The 15993-nt window shown below is 68.0% G+C and carries 13 protein-coding genes; 8 read left to right on the top strand and 5 right to left on the bottom strand.

Annotated elements, in window-relative coordinates; genetic code table 11:
* The first annotated feature begins 16 nt into the window (after positions 1–16).
* A complete protein-coding gene (locus tag QSK35_RS27155) occupies positions 17–1117 on the top strand; it encodes a trypsin-like serine peptidase (protein WP_285750339.1) in 1101 nt (366 codons plus the stop codon).
* Here the strand turns inward: QSK35_RS27155 and QSK35_RS27160 are convergent, their stop codons facing one another.
* Positions 1118–2092 (bottom strand): NAD-dependent epimerase/dehydratase family protein, encoded by a 975-nt coding sequence (locus QSK35_RS27160; protein ID WP_285750340.1) that lies wholly within the window; start codon positions 2090–2092, stop codon positions 1118–1120.
* 131 nt (positions 2093–2223) lie between these two features.
* Between QSK35_RS27160 and QSK35_RS27165 the strand changes: the two genes are divergently transcribed.
* From QSK35_RS27165 to purL, 4 genes are all read left to right on the top strand, one after another.
* Entirely contained in the window at positions 2224–2763 is a 540-nt protein-coding gene (locus QSK35_RS27165) for a hypothetical protein (protein WP_285750342.1), read from the top strand.
* 220 nt (positions 2764–2983) lie between these two features.
* A complete protein-coding gene (gene purS / locus QSK35_RS27170; RefSeq protein ID WP_285750343.1) occupies positions 2984–3223 on the top strand; it encodes a phosphoribosylformylglycinamidine synthase subunit PurS in 240 nt (79 codons plus the stop codon).
* A complete protein-coding gene (purQ, locus tag QSK35_RS27175; RefSeq protein WP_285750344.1) occupies positions 3220–3891 on the top strand; it encodes a phosphoribosylformylglycinamidine synthase subunit PurQ in 672 nt (223 codons plus the stop codon). Before purS ends, purQ begins: the two co-directional genes overlap by 4 nt.
* Positions 3888–6143, top strand: coding sequence for a phosphoribosylformylglycinamidine synthase subunit PurL (gene purL, locus QSK35_RS27180; RefSeq protein ID WP_285750345.1), 2256 nt, complete (start codon positions 3888–3890; stop codon positions 6141–6143). Before purQ ends, purL begins: the two co-directional genes overlap by 4 nt.
* 55 nt (positions 6144–6198) lie before the next feature.
* On the opposite strand, the gene QSK35_RS27185 is transcribed toward purL, so the two are convergent.
* Positions 6199–6990 (bottom strand): lysozyme, encoded by a 792-nt coding sequence (locus QSK35_RS27185; RefSeq protein WP_285750346.1) that lies wholly within the window; start codon positions 6988–6990, stop codon positions 6199–6201.
* Positions 6991–7032: 42 nt separating this feature from the next.
* The gene (locus QSK35_RS27190; protein ID WP_285750347.1) at positions 7033–7872 is read right to left on the bottom strand and encodes an aldo/keto reductase; all 840 of its coding nucleotides are present in this window, start codon (positions 7870–7872) and stop codon (positions 7033–7035) included.
* 77 nt (positions 7873–7949) lie between these two features.
* On the opposite strand from QSK35_RS27190, the gene QSK35_RS27195 reads away from it, so the two are divergent.
* Positions 7950–8843 (top strand): LysR family transcriptional regulator, encoded by an 894-nt coding sequence (locus QSK35_RS27195; protein WP_285750348.1) that lies wholly within the window; start codon positions 7950–7952, stop codon positions 8841–8843.
* A gap of 890 nt (positions 8844–9733) precedes the next feature.
* Here the strand turns inward: QSK35_RS27195 and QSK35_RS27205 are convergent.
* Positions 9734–10615 carry a hypothetical protein gene (locus tag QSK35_RS27205; protein ID WP_285750349.1) on the bottom strand — a complete coding sequence of 294 codons (882 nt, stop codon included), beginning with the start codon at positions 10613–10615 and terminating at the stop codon, positions 9734–9736.
* A 94-nt stretch (positions 10616–10709) separates the two neighbouring features.
* Between QSK35_RS27205 and QSK35_RS27210 the strand changes: the two genes are divergently transcribed.
* Complete coding sequence (locus tag QSK35_RS27210; protein WP_285750350.1) at positions 10710–11522, top strand: SAM-dependent methyltransferase; 813 nt, start codon at positions 10710–10712, stop codon at positions 11520–11522.
* Between the two features lie 61 nt (positions 11523–11583).
* Entirely contained in the window at positions 11584–13749 is a 2166-nt protein-coding gene (locus QSK35_RS27215; RefSeq protein ID WP_285750351.1) for a putative bifunctional diguanylate cyclase/phosphodiesterase, read from the top strand.
* Here QSK35_RS27215 and QSK35_RS27220 read toward each other — a convergent pair.
* Entirely contained in the window at positions 13746–15659 is a 1914-nt protein-coding gene (locus QSK35_RS27220; protein ID WP_285750352.1) for a beta-glucosidase, read from the bottom strand. The two genes, QSK35_RS27215 and QSK35_RS27220, sit on opposite strands and share 4 nt — an antisense overlap.
* Between the last annotated feature and the right edge of the window lie 334 nt (positions 15660–15993).

Below are 15993 nucleotides of genomic sequence, written 5' to 3' on the forward strand. Positions count from 1 at the left end.
AGAAGTATCGAGGGGTATGTGGAGAACCCTGCAACTCCTCGTAGCCCTGGCTTTGGCCATCCCAACAACAACATCCACTTCTACACCGACCGCACTCCAGGCGCCGCAATCCGAGCAGATCGGCACCGAGGAATCGGTTTCCGTTCACGTGGGCGGCAAGACGCGGACCACCACCATCGACCGTGCCGGCTCCGGCTACGTGAAGGTCCACTTCACCGACGTCCGGCTGATGAAGGGCGACGTGCTCACGGTCTCCAACCCTGCGGGGACCGAGTCGTACACCTACACGCGGGACCTGAAGTCGTCCCTCACGGCGACGATCGACGAGACCGGCTTCTGGGCCATGTCGATCACCGGCTCCACCGCGGTGATCACGGTGAAGTCGATGTTCAGCCGCGTTCGCGCCGACAAGATCACTCGCGGGTTCACGGACGCGGAGTTCGCCGCGCGGCCGTCGACCCAGAGCATCTGCGGCACGAACGACTACAAGGACGCGACCTGCTACCAGACCAGCAACCCGACGGAGTTCAAGCGCAGCGGCGCGGTGGCCAAGCTGCTGCGCAACGGCAGCTCGCTGTGCACCTCGTGGCGGGTCGGCCCGAACAACCGGATGCTGACCAACAACCACTGCTTCACCAGCACCACCGGCATCGAGGTGTGGTTCAACTACCAGTGCCCGACCTGCGGCGGCACCACGTCCGCCCCGGTCACCAAGGTGCTGGCGGCATCGGTGCTCAAGACCGACCGGCCGTTGGACTACACGCTGTTCACCGTGAACAACTTCACGGCCATCAGCTCGTTCGGCTACCTCGAGCTGGACGCGCGGGTGCCCGCGGTCGGTGAGCGGATGTACGTCGTCGGCCATCCCGCAGGGAAGCTGAAGAAGATCTCCCTGAAGGACGGCACCGCCAACTGCGTCGTGCGCGCGGTGAAGGTCAACGGCAACGTGGCGCAGTCCGACATCTCGTACATGTGCGACACGGAGGGCGGCTCGTCAGGCTCGCCGGTGCTGTCCGGCGTGTCGCACAAGGTGATCGGCCTGCACCACTTCGGCGGCTGCCCGAACCAGGGCGTCCGCATCGACCTGGTGGCAGCGCAGATCGGTTCGCTGCTCTGATCAACCAGCGGCGGTAAGCACTTCCTGCTCCTCCCGCGGGGTCAGCCCGGCCTTGCGGTGCCGATCGATGCCGAGGCCGCGTTCGTACTCGAGCGAGTCGACCGCGGTCTCGGCCAACGGCCTGGTCTTCAACCCGGCCGCGAGCGCGGGCCCGGCGTCGCGGAACATCATCGCCCGGTGGCTCGGCGGCAACCACAACGGCAGGCTGCGCGGCCCGCTCCACGGCGTCACGTTGAGCTCGCTGAGCATGTTCTCCGGAATGCGCACGAGCTCGGTGCCCGGCGCCGCCGTGGCCCCGGCGATCTCGCCGAGCATCATCCCGAGCGGCTCGCTCGGTCCGATCGCGTCGTAAGTGCCGCTCAGGTGCAGCTCCGCCGCGTCCATGATCCAGCTGGCGAGGTCGCGCACGTCGATGTGCTGCCCGGCCTGGTCGACGGCGTCCGGCACGACGACCTGCCCGCCCTGCGACATGCGGGCCGGCCAGTACCCGAAGCGGTCCGACGGGTCACCCGGCCCGGTGATCAGCCCGGCCCGGACGATGAACGCGTTCTCGTGTACCTCTTTGACCGCGTTCTCGGCGGCCACCTTCTGCGCGCCGTACCGCTCGCTGGTGAACTCGGCGTTGGGGTCGTCCTCCAGCGGCTCGAAGGTCTCGTGCCTGCCCGCCCGCGAGAGGTCCTTGTAGACCGAGCAGCTGGAGACGAACGTCCAGTGGTCGGCTCTGATCTGCCGAACGGCTTCCCGCGCCCACGTCACCGATGTTCGCGCCACGTCCACCACGGCGTCGAAGTGTTCTTGTTTCAGCTGGTCGTAGGCGTTCGGGCGGTCCCGGTCGGTCGGCACCAGGGTCGCGCCCCTGGGTGCCCGGCCGGACTCGCCGCGGGCCGCGCACAGCACCTCGTGGCCGCGGGACAGGGCCTCTTTGGCCACCGTCCTGCTGAGGAACAACGTGCCACCGAGCACCAGGATCTTCATGATCTCCACACTCCCCCCGAGTCGGCCCGGCTGCCAGTGGAATCGCTGCCAGCGGAACAACTGGGCTTGACGAACACCACGACCGGGCGGTTTCACTCTAGGGTCGTTCGGGTCCGGTCGATGGACGATTCGTGAGTCTGCACGCGTTCGTCGACGAGTCCCGCCGCAACAGCACCTATCTGCTGGCTGCGGCGCTGGTCGAACCTCGCCAGTTGAGCCACTTGCGGAAGCTCCTCATGGGGCTCCGCATGCCGAACCAGCGAGAGCTGCACTTCAAGAAGGAGACTCCCGCGCGGCGGAGGTTGATCGTCTCTCGGCTCATCGACGCCGATGTCCGGACCGACCTGTACGTGGCGTGCTGCCGGCGCGGCGAGGAGAAGGCCCGGCAGAGGTGCGTCACCCGGCTCACCGATGACCTGCTGGACGTCCGCGCTCATCGGTTGGTGATGGACAGCCGTGAGGTGCGTGATGAGCATGACCAGCTGACGATTCGGCTCGCGCTGGGTAAGCGCGCCCGGGAGACCGGCCTCGTCTACGAGCACCTCGCCAGCGAGAACGATCCGCTGCTGTGGATCCCGGACATCGTGGCCTGGTGCTACGGCGCGGGCGACGATTGGCTGCGACGGATCAAGCCGACCGTGCGCAACGTCATCGACCTGAGGGAGCCGTAGAAAGCGCGAAGCACGGCCGCCGACCGTCCGGACGGGGACCGTGCTCACTTCTCCGGCTTACGGGCCGAAGCTGCGACCAGGCTACCAAATCCCGCGACAACCCGGCGATCCACAAAGGGGTGAAACTGTTGCCCGCAACACCTGTCGAGTTGATGAACAAGCAGGTCAGGTAGGCTCTGCGGGTACCGCCAGCCCTCTCCGATACAGGGAGCAGCCTGTCGTGGCCCGAGTCGTCGTCGACGTCATGCCGAAGCCCGAGATTCTCGACCCCCAAGGCCAGGCGGTGGCGAACGCGCTGCCCCGCCTCGGTTTCGAGGGAATCGCCGAAGTCCGCCAGGGCAAGCACTTCGAGCTGGAGGTCGCCGACGACGTCGACGACGCCACGCTCGCCAAGATCGCCGAAACGTTCCTCGCCAATCCCGTGATCGAGGACTGGACCGTGCGCAGGGTCGAAGCATGAGGGTCGGTGTCATCACCTTCCCCGGCACTCTCGACGACGTTGACGCGCAGCGTGCCGTGAAGTACGCCGAGGGCGAGGCCGTGCCGTTGTGGCACGCGGACCACGACCTCAAGGGTGTGGACGCCGTGATCGTGCCCGGCGGGTTCTCGTACGGCGACTACCTGCGGTGTGGCGCGATCGCCCGGTTCGCGCCCGTCATGCAGGAAGTGGTCGAGGCCGCGAACAAGGGCATGCCGGTGCTGGGCATCTGCAACGGCTTCCAGATCCTCTGCGAGGCGCACCTGCTGCCCGGCGCCCTGACGCGCAACCACAAGCTGCACTTCGTGTGCCGCGACCAGTGGCTCAGCGTCGAGAACAACCAGACCGCGTGGACCACTCGCTACGAAAAACAAGCCGAGATCCTCGTCCCGCTCAAGTCCGGTGAGGGCGGCTACCAGGCCGACGAGAACACGCTGAAGGAACTCGAAGACAACGGACGAGTCGTCTTCCGGTACGTCGGCGAGAACCCGAACGGCAGCCGAAACAACATCGCGGGCATCACGAACGCCAAGGGCAACGTCGTCGGCCTCATGCCGCACCCCGAGCACGCCATCGAGGCCCTCACCGGCCCGACGGACGACGGGCTCGGCATGTTCCTCTCCCTCGTTGACTCGGTGGTGAAGGCATGAGCATCGACACCGTCAAGAACGCCGAAAGCACACCGGAGCAGGACCAGCCGTACAAGGAGCTGGGCCTCAAGGACGACGAGTACGCGCGCATCAAGGAGATCCTCGGACGCCGTCCCACGGACGCCGAGCTCGCGATGTACTCGGTCATGTGGAGCGAGCACTGCTCCTACAAGTCGTCGAAGGTGCACCTCAAGTACTTCAGCGAGACGACCACCGACGAGATGCGCGCGAAGATGCTCGCCGGCATCGGCGAGAACGCGGGCGTCGTCGACATCGGTGACGGCTGGGCCATCACGTTCAAGGCGGAGAGCCACAACCATCCGTCCTATGTGGAGCCCTACCAGGGTGCCGCGACGGGCGTCGGCGGCATCGTGCGCGACATCCTCGCGATGGGCGCTCGGCCGCTCGCCGTCATGGACCCGCTGCGGTTCGGGCCCGCGGACGCGCCGGACACGCGACGTGTGTTGCCCGGCATCGTCGCCGGCGTCGGTGGGTACGGGAACTGCCTGGGGCTGCCGAACATCGGCGGTGAGGTCGTGTTCGATCCGACCTACATCGGCAACCCGCTGGTGAACGCCCTGTGCGTCGGTGCGATGCGGGTCGAGGACCTGCACCTCGCACACGCGAGTGGTACCGGCAACAAGGTCATCCTCTACGGCGCGCGCACCGGCCTCGACGGCATCGGCGGCGTGTCCGTTCTCGCGAGCGAGACGTTCGACGACACCGCCGGCAAGCGCAAGAAGCTGCCGAGCGTGCAGGTGGGCGACCCGTTCACCGAGAAGGTGCTGATCGAGTGCTCGCTGGAGCTCTTCCAGAAGGGCATCGTCGTCGGCATCCAGGACCTCGGCGGCGCCGGGCTTTCCTGTGCCACCAGTGAGCTCGCGAGTGCGGGCGACGGCGGCATGCACGTGTGGCTCGACCGGGTTCCGCTGCGCGCCAGCGGCATGACGCCCGCGGAGATCCTGTCCAGCGAGTCGCAGGAACGCATGTGCGCGGTCGTCGAGCCGCACAACGTGGAGGCCTTCATGGAGGTCTGCCGCAAGTGGGACGTCATCGCCACCGAGATCGGTGAGGTGACCGAGGGCGACCGGCTCGTGATCACGTGGCACGACGAGGTCGTCGTGGACGTCCCGCCGCGCACCGTCGCGCACGAGGGCCCGGTCTACCACCGGCCGATCGAGCGGCCCGCGGACCAGGACGCGCTCATCGCCAACACGCCGGACAGCCTGGAACGCCCGAAGGACCTGCTGCAGCTCATCAAGACCATGGCTGCCAGCCCGAACCTGTCGTCGAAGAAGTGGGTCACCGAGCAGTACGACCGCTATGTGCGCGGTGGCACGGTGCTCGCGCAGCCGGCCGACGCGGGCATGATCCGGATCGACGAGAGGACCCACCGCGGGGTGGCGCTCTCGACGGACTGCAACGGCCGCTACACCAAGCTGGACCCGTACACGGGTGCGCAGCTGGCGCTGGCCGAGGCGTACCGCAACGTAGCCGCGAGTGGTGCGACGCCGGTCGCGGTGACGAACTGCCTCAACTTCGGCTCGCCCGAGGATCCCGGCGTGATGTGGCAGTTCGAGCAGGCCGTGAAGGGCCTCGCGGACGGCTGTGTCGAGCTGGGCATCCCGGTGACCGGCGGCAACGTCAGCTTCTACAACCAGACCGGTTCCACGGCGATCCTGCCGACGCCGGTCGTGGGTGTGCTCGGCGTGATCGACGACGTCCGCAGGCGCATCCCGACGGGTATCGGCGCCGAGGCGGGCGAAACCCTGCTGCTGCTGGGTGAGACGCACGCCGAGTTCGGCGGCTCCGAGTGGGCGCACCACGTGCACGGTCACCTCGGTGGTCTCCCGCCGAAGGTGGACCTGGCGAGGGAGAAGCTGCTCGGCGAGATCCTCGTGGCCGGTTCGCGCGACGGCATGCTGTCCGCCGCGCACGACCTGTCCGAGGGCGGCCTGGCGCAGGCGCTCGTGGAGACCTGCCTGATCGGCGAGACCGGCGCGCGGATCTTCCTCGAGGGCGACCTGTTCACCGAGCTGTTCAGCGAGTCGTCGGGCCGGGTGCTCGTCGCCGTGCCGCGTACGGAGGAGCAGCGCTTCACCGACATGTGCACGGCGCGTCAGCTGCCGTGGCGCAAGGTCGGCGTGGTCGATCCGGAGTCGGACTCGCTGGAGATCCAGGACCTCGGCCAGCTGCCGCTCGCCGAGCTCCGCGCGGCCTGGGAGGGCACCCTCCCAGCCCTGTTCGACTAATACCGTTATGGCCACCTTGACGGACCTCAAGTCCGTCAAGGTGGCCATAACGGCACTAACCCGTGGCGATGCGCAGCAGCTGGTCCGCCTTGCCGTTGAAGATGTTCTGGTCACCGGGGAAGAGTCCGGCGGCCTTCCACTGCCAGATGGTGTGGAACTCGAAGCCCGCGGGCAGCGCGCCCGGATGGTCGAGGTGGTCGCCGTACCGCGCGACCCACAACGGGTTGTTGTCGCCGAACTTCACGGACCCGCCGACGCACTTGTTCCACCAGCTGGTGGACGTGTAGATCATCGGATAGCGCTTGGTCCGCTCGAACACGCGGTTGCTGAACTCGACGACCCACTTGGTCATCAGCTCCTGGTTCATCCCGTAGCAGGTCTCGCCGTACGGGTTGTACTCCATGTCCAGCGCGGGCGGCAGCGTCTTGCCGTCGGCCGACCAGCCGCCGCCGTTGTCCACGAAGTGGTTGGCCTGCGCGACGCCGTCGGCCCGGTCGGGCAGCGCGAAGTGGTAGGCGCCGCGGATCATGCCGACCTCGTAGGAACCGTTGTACTGCTGGGCGAAGAACGGGTTCTTGTACGTCACGCCCTCGGTGGCCTTGATGTAGGCGAACCGCGCGCCCTTGTTCCAGGAGTCCTGCCAGTTCACGTCCTTCTGGTGACTCGACACGTCCATGCCGGGCACCTTGCCGTCCAACGGCGGATCGACGTCGGCACGGTCCCAGCCCTCGTGCTTCGCGATCTCCGAACCGGCGTAATGATCCGCGGAGCCCTCGGGAAGGGGCTCCGCGGATGCGGGTGTCTGCATGGCCGCGACGACCGCGACGGCAGTGATCAAGGTCCGCATGGCCTAGATCGTGCGTCCGTTCGTCTCAATCGGCCACTGGACTCACCCGTCCAGGCGGGTTAGCTCCTCTTCGGACAACTTTAGGTGGGTGGCCGCGGCCGAATCGCGGATGCTGGCCGGGCGCGAAGACCCCGGAATGGGGATCACCACGGGCGCCTTCGCGAGCATCCACGCCAGGCACACCTGCTGCGGGCTCACGCCGTGCGCGTCGCCGACCTCCTTGAACGGACCGGCGAGCCGGCCCGCGCTGGAGATGCCGCCGAGCGGACTCCACGGCAGGAACGCGATGTCGAGCTTCGCGCACAGCTCCAGTTCGGGCTCTGAGGAACGGAACGACGGCGAGAACTGGTTCTGCACCGCCGCGAGCCGGCCGCCGAGGATGTCGTTGGCCAGCAGGATCTCCTCGGGGTTGAAGTTGGAGATGCCCGCGAAGCGGATCTTGCCCTGGTCCAGCAGCTCCTTGAGCGCCCCGAACGACTCGGCGATCGGCACCTTCGGGTCCGGCCGGTGGAACTGGTACAGGAAGATCTGGTCCACGCCGAGCCGGCGCAGCGAGTCGTCGCACGCCCGGAACAGGTACTCCGGCCGTCCGTCCAGGCCCCAGCCGCCGCCCGGCGTGCGGGTGTGCCCGCCCTTGGTCGCGACGAAGACCTCTTCGGATCGGCCGCGCAACGCCTCGGCGATCAGCTCCTCGTTGTGGCCGAAGTCCCGGTCGTCCAGCGAGTACGCGTCGGCCGTGTCGATCAGCGTGACGCCGGCGTCGACGGCCGCGTTGATGGTCTCGATTGCCTGCTGCCGGTCGGGCCTGCCCTCGATGGACACGGGCATGCCGCCCAGTCCGATCGCGCTGACCTCGACCCCTCCGATTCGGCGCTTCTGCATGGTGTCCACTCTGCGCCCTCGCGATTAAGCTGTCCAACGCAAAGAACTGATGCCATTGAGCATTGCAGGTGATGAATGTGGAACTGCGTCAGCTCGAATACTTCGTCGCGGTCGCCGAGGAGTGCCACTTCACGCGGGCGGCCCGGCGGATGCACGTCGCGCAGTCCGGCCTGTCGGCGTCGATCCGGGCGCTCGAGGTGGAGCTGGGCGCGCCGCTGTTCCTGCGCACCACCCGCCAGGTCGAGCTGACCCAGGCCGGGCACGCCCTGCTGCCCGAGGCGCGCCGCGCGCTCGGCACCATCGAGTCGGCCCGCGACGCGGTCGCGGCCGTGCAGGGACTGCTGCGCGGCACGCTGTCCGTCGGCAGCCTGCAGTGCCTGCACGTGGTGCACCTGCCCGCGGTGCTGGCCCGGTTCCACGAGCTGCACCCCGGTGTCGAGATCCGCATGCGCCAGGCCGGTTCCGGAGAACTGGTCGAGGAGGTGCGCGCCGGACGGCTCGACATCGCGTTCGTCACCCGGCAGTCGAAGTGTCCGGACGACGTGCGAGTGTCCACTTTGGCCACCGAACCGCTGGTCCTCGCCTGCGCGCCGGAAAGTCCATTCGCGCAACGGGAGTCGGTGTCACTAGCCGAGCTCGCCGGTCAGTCCTTCGTGGACTTCAACCCGGACTGGGGCACGCGCGACGAGGTCGACCGGACCCTCGCCAAGGCCGGCGTCGAGCGGCACGTCGCGGTCGAGGTCAACGACGTGCACTCACTGCTGGACTTCGTCGGCTTCGGACTTGGCGTCGCCCTTGTCCCACAGTCGTTTGCGGTCAAGCCCACCCGCGCCCACTTCATCGGTCTCCGTGGGGAGGTACCCGTCGCGGAGACCGTCGTCGTCACGAGCAATACCGTCAGCGCGGCCGCCACCACTCTTGTGGACATAGTTCTTGAAGCCAAGTCCGGCCGGATCCGTGCTGCCGGTTAGCGCCCAGCCGGTCACATCCCGGCGGAAGTCCGTGTCCGGCAGGATCTCCAGCTCGCCGATCTGCTCGGCGGGCGGCTCGTCGCTCGGATGCAGGAACGTGCCGACCTTCGCGCCGTTCCACTCGGCCTCGCGCCCGAACGTGACCTCCTGGAACGACACCCCGCCCATCAGCTCGGCCTTCCCGAGCTGCAGGCGGCCGTGGAACGTGGCGCCGGAGAACAGCGCGGGCCGGCACGTGTGCAGCTCGCGGAACCGGCTGTAGCCGTAGAACTGCGCGCGCCGCGCGGTCAGCCAGCCGATCCGCCTGCCCTCCAGCCGGAGGTACTCCAGCGACGCGCCGCTGAGGTCCAGGTCGTACGCGGGCCCGTCGTGCCGGTCGTCGCCCCACGGCAGCAGGTCGGTGATCAGGCGTTGGGCGGTGAGCCGCACCTGACGCTCGTGGTCCTCCTCGTGCACGTTGCCGTCGTGATGGCGGTCGGGGTCGGAGCCGTGTGCGTACACGGGATGCCAGAACGGGCGGCGCAGGTAGGCGCACAGCACGTCCAGCACGGTCTGCTTGTAGCGCGGCGTGGAGTTCGCGAGCCACGCCAGCGCGTGCATCGCGCCCACCCGCACCTGGTCGGCCTCGTTGCCCAGCAGCTCGACGGAGCGGGCGAACCGCTCGTCGGCGACCTTCTCGCTCTCCAGGCCGTGCCGCACGCTCTCCAGGTCGTGCCGCGCCTCCTCGAGGCGGCGGCGCCGGTCGTTGAGCCACAACGCGTAGATCGCCACCACGGCGCCGCCGGCGACGCCCGCGGTCTTGATCACCTCGATCTTGCTGGCGCCCTTGTCCCACAACAGTATTCCCGTGCCGGTCCCGATCGTCACGACGACCGCGAACAGCACCGCGATCAGCCAGCGCATGACACCCCCTCGGGCAGGTCGACGGCCTCGCCGAACGACGCGCCCTCGAACTTGGTCTCACCGAGGAACTTCGCACCGGTGAACACCGCCCGGCCGGTCGAGGCGAACCGCGGGAACCACGTCTTGCCGTGCACCTCGGTCTCCTGGAAGTAGAGCCGGCCCGTCGCCTTGGCCTCCGTCCAGTACATGTCACCGTGAATCTTCATGTGGTGGAACGCGTTCGACTCGTCGAGCACCGCGACCCGCGCGAAGAGTTCGCCGACCTGCTTGTACGAGATGTCGAAGTAGTTCAGGTACGCCTTGGTGAGGTTCAGGTCGTACCGTGGCGCGTCCTTCGCGTCCCAGGGCGGCAGCAGGTCCGCGATCAGCCGCTGTGCGGTCAGGCGCACCTCGAGCTCCTCGTCCGACCGCTCGGTGTAGGGCCGCCGCAGGTAGGCGCAGAGGATGTCGAGCACGGTCTGCGTGTACCCGGCCCGCGACTTGGCGAGGCCGGCGAGCGCGTGCATGGCGCCCACGCGGACCTGGGTCGTCTCGTGCCCCAGCAGCTCGATGGCGCGCGCGAACCGTTCGTCGGCCACCCGGTAGAGGTCATGTTCCGCACGTGCCTCGTCCGTCCGGCGCCGCCGGTCGTTCAGCCAAAGGGCGTAGAGGGCGACGACCGCACCGCCCGCGAACCCGCCGGTCTTGATCGCCTCGTTCTTCGGCGTGGCCGGCTCCAGCGCCAGGAGGAAGCCTCCGACCAGCAGGAACATTCCGATGGAACCGAGTAGTGTCGGAATGAGCAGGCTTTGTTTGCGCCGGTGCTTGCCGACCAGCGCGACGAGCGCCACGACTACGACAATGGCACCAATGATCCAGAGGAACCTCACGAGGACCGCATTCTGCCAAGCAGGTGGTGTGCGCGGCCGAAGAATTGGCCCATGATGTTCCCCGACAGAATCCGCCGGTGGATGAGGTGAGCGCGTGGAGCGGCCGAACTGGGCACCGGGTGACATCGACCTGGAGCGGCCGAGTGTCGCACGGGTCTACGACTACTGGTTGGGCGGAGCGCACAACTTCGCGGCCGACCGGGCCGTCGCACAGCGGGCCCTCGACACCATGCCGGACCTGCGGCGCGTGATCGTGAGTCACCGGGCGTTCCTCCGCCGGGCCGTCCGGTTCCTGCTGGAACAGGGCGTCCGGCAGTTCCTCGACCTCGGTTCGGGCATCCCGACCGTCGGCAACGTGCACGAGATCGCCCAGGACGGCGACCCGGACTCCAAGGTCGTCTACGTCGACATCGACCCCGTCGCCGTGGCGCACAGCCGGTCGCTGCTGCTCGGCAACGACCGGGTCAGCGTGCTGCAGGCCGACGTCCGGGACGGCGCGTACGTGATGAAGTCGCCCGAGGTGACCGACCTGTTCGACCTCGAGCGGCCGGTCGGCGTGTTGATGATCGCGCTGCTGCACTTCGTGCCGGACTCCGACGACCCGCTCGGCATCCTCGCGACCTACCTGGACGCGTTGCCGTCCGGCAGCTACCTCGCGATCTCGCACGCGGGCTACGAGGAGGGCGAGGACGGCGAGGGCTGGACCGCGACCCGCAACATGTACGACCGGAACGTCACCCCGATGACCTACCGCAACCGTGAACAGTTCACCCGGCTCTTCGCCGGGCTGGAGCTCGTCGACCCCGGTGTGGTGCGGCTTCCGCTGTGGCGGCCGGAGTCCCTGGAGGACGTCGACGACACGGGCGCGCCCTTCCCGGTGTTCGGCGCGGTGGGCAGAAAGGCGTGAGAGTCGACCGCACAGCGCGACCAGCCGTATGCTGCGCGTTCGTGGCGGTAGGGCCAGCGACATGACCGAACGGGTTGACCACCGGGTGCGTGACGACCGATCCCAACTGGACCCGGCTGTACTGGCCGGGGCCGAGTCCTTCGCGCGTAGCTGGGCTACCGCGGTGATCGGCAGCAGCTACGTGCCGATGACGCGTGCCGAGGTCGCGCAGCACCTGCAGGAGCTGACCGAGCTGCTGGTCGAGGCCCTCTACGCGACCCCGTTCCGCACGGCGCCCGGCTACGAGATCGGCGCCCGGCTGGTCGACGCGCACTTCACCGGCACCGACACCCTCGGCCGCACCATCCAGCTGATCGGCGACGACCTGCTGGTCGAGCTGAACGCGGAGAACGACGACCGGCTCCGGTCCCGTCTAGCCGCCCTTCAGGGCGCGCTCTCCGCCGGCTACGCCCGCGCGTTGCGCGAACGCACCCTCGCCGAGCAGGAGGCCATCCGCGCGGCCGTGCTCGACGCCCGCGACCAGGCCGAGGCGGCGCTGCGCGCGTCGGAGGCCCGGTTCCGCGCCATGTTCACCGAGGCCGCGATCGGCATCGGCATCGCGGACATCGAGGGCCGCATCCTGGACGTGAACCAGGCGCTGCAGGACATGCTGGGTTTCAGCGTCGAGGAGATGCGCCAGTACAACGTGCGCGACCTGATGCACCCGGAGGACGCGGGCAGCGTCTGGCGGCTCTACGACCAGCTCATCGCGGGCGAGTGCGACCATTACCGGGCCGAGAAGCGGTTCCACCGCGCGGACGGCGAGCAGGTGTGGACGCACCTCACGTTGTCGCTCGTCCGCGACGACCACGGCGAGCCGCAGTACCAGGTCGCGATGATCGAGGACGTCACCGACCGGCACCTGTTGCAGAACCGTCTGCGCTATCAGGCGTTGCACGACCCGCTGACGGGTCTGCCGAACCGCGCGCTGTTCCTGGAACGGCTCGGCCGCGTGTTCAACAACCGCGGCAAGAAGCGCCGCGCCGGGCTCTGCTACCTGGACCTCGACGGGTTCAAGGTGATCAACGACTCGCTCGGCCACGACATCGGCGACCAGCTGCTGGTCGAGGTCGGCCGCAGGCTGGACCACTCGGTGTCCGGCGAGGGCAAGCTGGTCGCGCGCATGGGCGGCGACGAGTTCGTGATCCTCGTCGAGGGCTCGTCCGGCACCGGCGACATCGTGGATGTCGCCGACCGGGTGCTGCGCGAGATGGAGGCACCGATCCGCATCGGCGGGCACGAGCTGTCCGTCTCCGCGTCGATCGGCATCGTCGAGCGCCCGCTGGCCGGCACCACCGCCGCGGACCTGATGCGGGACGCGGACATCACGCTGTACTGGGCCAAGGCGGATGGAAAGTCCCGCTGGGCGCTGTACGACCCGGAGCGCAACGCGCGCGAGGTCGCCCGGTTCACCCTGTCCGCCACGATGCCGCGTGCCTTGGAACGCGACGAGTTCTACGTCGAGTACCAGCCCCTGGTGCGCCTGGAGGATTCGACGGTCGTCGGCGTCGAGGCGCTGGTCCGCTGGCAGCACCCGGAGTTCGGCCGGCTCGCGCCGGACCGGTTCATCGAGCTGGCCGAGGAGACCGGCCTGATCGTCCCCTTGGGACGGTGGGTGCTGCGCAAGGCGTGCGAGGAGGCGCGCCGCTGGCTGGTCGAGTTCGGCGACGCCGCGCCGTTCGTGTCGGTCAACCTGGCCGTGCGGCAGTCGCGCGACCCGGAGCTCGTGCGGGACGTGAAGCGGATCCTCGACGAGTGCGCTTTACCCCCGCACCACCTCCAGCTGGAGCTCACCGAGAGCGCCATCATGGGCACCGCCGACGAGCCGCTGGAATCGCTGCGGGCGTTGTCCGACATGGGAATCCGGATCGCGATCGACGACTTCGGCACCGGCTACTCGAACCTGGCGTATCTGAAGCACCTTCCGGTGCACGAGCTGAAGATCGCCGGCTCGTTCATGGAGGGCCTGCGCGCGGCCGAGGAGGAAGACCCGGTCGACTCGCAGATCGTGGCGACGCTGGTGCAGCTCGCCCACGCGTTGCAGCTCGGCGTCACGGCCGAGGGAGTCGAGACCCCGGCGCAGGCCAAGCGGTTGCACCGCATCGGCTGCGACACGGGCCAGGGCTGGTTCTTCGCCCGCCCCGGCCCGCCCGAGGACATCGACTCCCTGCTGCGCGGCGACCTCTAACGCCTGGCCGACCCGATCACCTTGCCGTTGACGGTGATCTGGTGCCGCCCCGGCGTGATCTTCCAGCCGTGAGTTGCGATGTCCCAGTGGCTGAACGCGCGGTTGTTCAGCGTCAACGTGACGAGCTTGCACTCACCGGGCTTCAGCGTGACCTTGGCGAACGCACCCAGTTCCTTCGGGGCTTCCTTCAGCTCGTTGGTCGACGGGCTGCCCACGTAGACCTGGACGACCTCGCTGCCCTCGCGCTTGCCGGTGTTGGTCACTCGGGCGATCACCGTGTTGCCGACGACGCGGGCCTTGGTCTCGAACGTCGTGTACGACAGGCCGTACCCGAAGGGGAACAACGGCTGGATCTGCTTGGCGTCGTAGTGCCGGTAGCCGACGAAGATCCCTTCGGAGTAGGTCGCCGTGCCGTCGATGCCGGGGTACTGCGCGGGCGTGTTCGCGGGCACGTCGCCGGGCGCCTTCGGGAACGTGATCGGCAGCTTGCCGGACGGGTTGACCTCGCCGAACAGCACGCCGGCCACGGCGTTGCCGTCCTCCTCGCCGGGGTACCAGGCCTCGAGCAATGCGGGCACCTTGTCCAGCCACGGCATCAGCACCGGTCCGCCGGACTTCAGCACGACGACCGTGTTCGGGTTCGCCGCGGCGACGGCCTCGATCAGCGCGTCCTGGTTGCCGTCCAACGCGAGTGACGGCTTGTCCCGGCCCTCGGTCGCGTTGTCGCCGACCATCACGATCGCCACTTCGGCGTTCTTGGCCGCTTCCTTCGCCAGTTCGAGGTCCTTCCCGTCGGTGTACGAGATCGGGGCGGTCGTCCTGGTTTTGAGGCCGTCCAACGGATTGACGGTGTAGAGCGGCTTCACCTTGGAGCTGCCGCCACCTCCCGTCATCGCCGCGCCCGCGTACGGGCCGATCAACGCGATCGACTTCGGGTTGGTGAGCGGCAGGACGTTGTTGTTCTTCAGCAGCACCATGCCCTGCTGGGCGAGCTCTCGTGCCGTTGCGCCGTTCTTCTGGGCGGGGATGGGCGTCTGCGTGATCGGCCGGTCGAAGATGCCGAACTCGATCATCTTGGCGAACCGCTTGACGAGCTTCCGGTCGATCTCTTGTTCGGTGACCTTGCCCTCGGCGACCGCCTTCTTCATCTCGTCGCCGAAGAACTTGCCGGTCGGCATCTCGACGTCCAGCCCGGCCTTCGAGCTCTCGACGGTGCTGTGCACGGCGCCGAAGTCGGAGGTGTAGAAGCCGTCCCACTTCCACTCGTCCCGCGCGAGATCGTTCAGCAGCCACGGGTGTTCGCAGCTGAACGTGCCGTTGATCTTCGGGAAGGCGCACATGGCGGAGGCGGACTTGCCCTCCTTCATGGAGGCTTCGAACGCGGGGAGGTAGATCTCGCGGAGCGTGCGCTCGTCGATGATCTCGTTCACCTTGAAGCGGTTCGTCTCCTGGTTGTTCGCGATGTAGTGCTTCACGTTGGCCAGGACGCCGTGCTTCTGGATCGCCTTGATGTTGGCGACGCTCATCCGGCCGACGAGGTACGGGTCTTCGCCGTAGCCCTCGAACGTGCGGCCGTTGGTGGGGATGCGCGCGATGTTGATCGTTGGCGCTTCCATCAGGTTGCGGCCTACGTGGACCGTCTCCTCGCCGATCACGTCGCCGAAGCGCTTGGACGCTGTGACGTCCCACGTTGCCGCTAGGGAGATTGGGGCGGGCAATGCCGTGGCCAGTGGCTGGACTACGTCGCCTGGGCCCACGCCGGACGGGCCGTTGGTGACCAGTAGCGGCGGGATCTTCAGGCGGTCGTTGCCCGGTACTACGCGGTACTGCTGTTCGGTCTTGATGCCGTGCAGCTGGGCGATCTTCTCGTCGAGCGTCATCTGGGCGACGATCGCCTTCGCTCTCGCCACTGCGTTCGGTGGAGTTGCCTGGGCCGTGGGTTGTACCAGTAACCCGATCACAACGGCCACTATGAAGGCCTTGCGCACGCCAACCTCCAGCTAGGTGTCCAGCTGGCGGCGGTAGACCTCCGATGTATAGCGCAACGGGAGAGCGCTCACAAGGAGACCTTGGCTGCCGGTTTCGTACGTGGTTGTTCTTTTGTCGGCTGCCGGTTGCGTGCGTGGTCGCCTTTTGTCGGCTGCCGGTGTCGTGGGGCGCTGCGTCTTCCGGGACGCGCTTCGCGCGTGCGATTGGGGCTTGACTTGGGGCCCCTCGCGGCGTGGTGGGCCGGCTCCGCCGGCA

Source organism: Lentzea sp. NBRC 105346 (genome assembly GCF_030269605.1).
GTDB lineage: Bacteria > Actinomycetota > Actinomycetes > Mycobacteriales > Pseudonocardiaceae > Lentzea.

Bases quoted from the DNA above. Each gene is read 5' to 3' on its own strand.
- QSK35_RS27160 (WP_285750340.1), bottom strand. From the start codon at position 2,092: ATGAAGATCCTGGTGCTCGGTGGCACGTTGTTCCTCAGCAGGACGGTG.
- QSK35_RS27215 (WP_285750351.1), top strand. From the start codon at position 11,584: ATGACCGAACGGGTTGACCACCGGGTGCGTGACGACCGATCCCAACTG.
- QSK35_RS27185 (WP_285750346.1), bottom strand. From the start codon at position 6,990: ATGCGGACCTTGATCACTGCCGTCGCGGTCGTCGCGGCCATGCAGACA.
- purQ (WP_285750344.1), top strand. From the start codon at position 3,220: ATGAGGGTCGGTGTCATCACCTTCCCCGGCACTCTCGACGACGTTGAC.
- QSK35_RS27155 (WP_285750339.1), top strand. From the start codon at position 17: ATGTGGAGAACCCTGCAACTCCTCGTAGCCCTGGCTTTGGCCATCCCA.
- purL (WP_285750345.1), top strand. From the start codon at position 3,888: ATGAGCATCGACACCGTCAAGAACGCCGAAAGCACACCGGAGCAGGAC.
- QSK35_RS27190 (WP_285750347.1), bottom strand. From the start codon at position 7,872: ATGCAGAAGCGCCGAATCGGAGGGGTCGAGGTCAGCGCGATCGGACTG.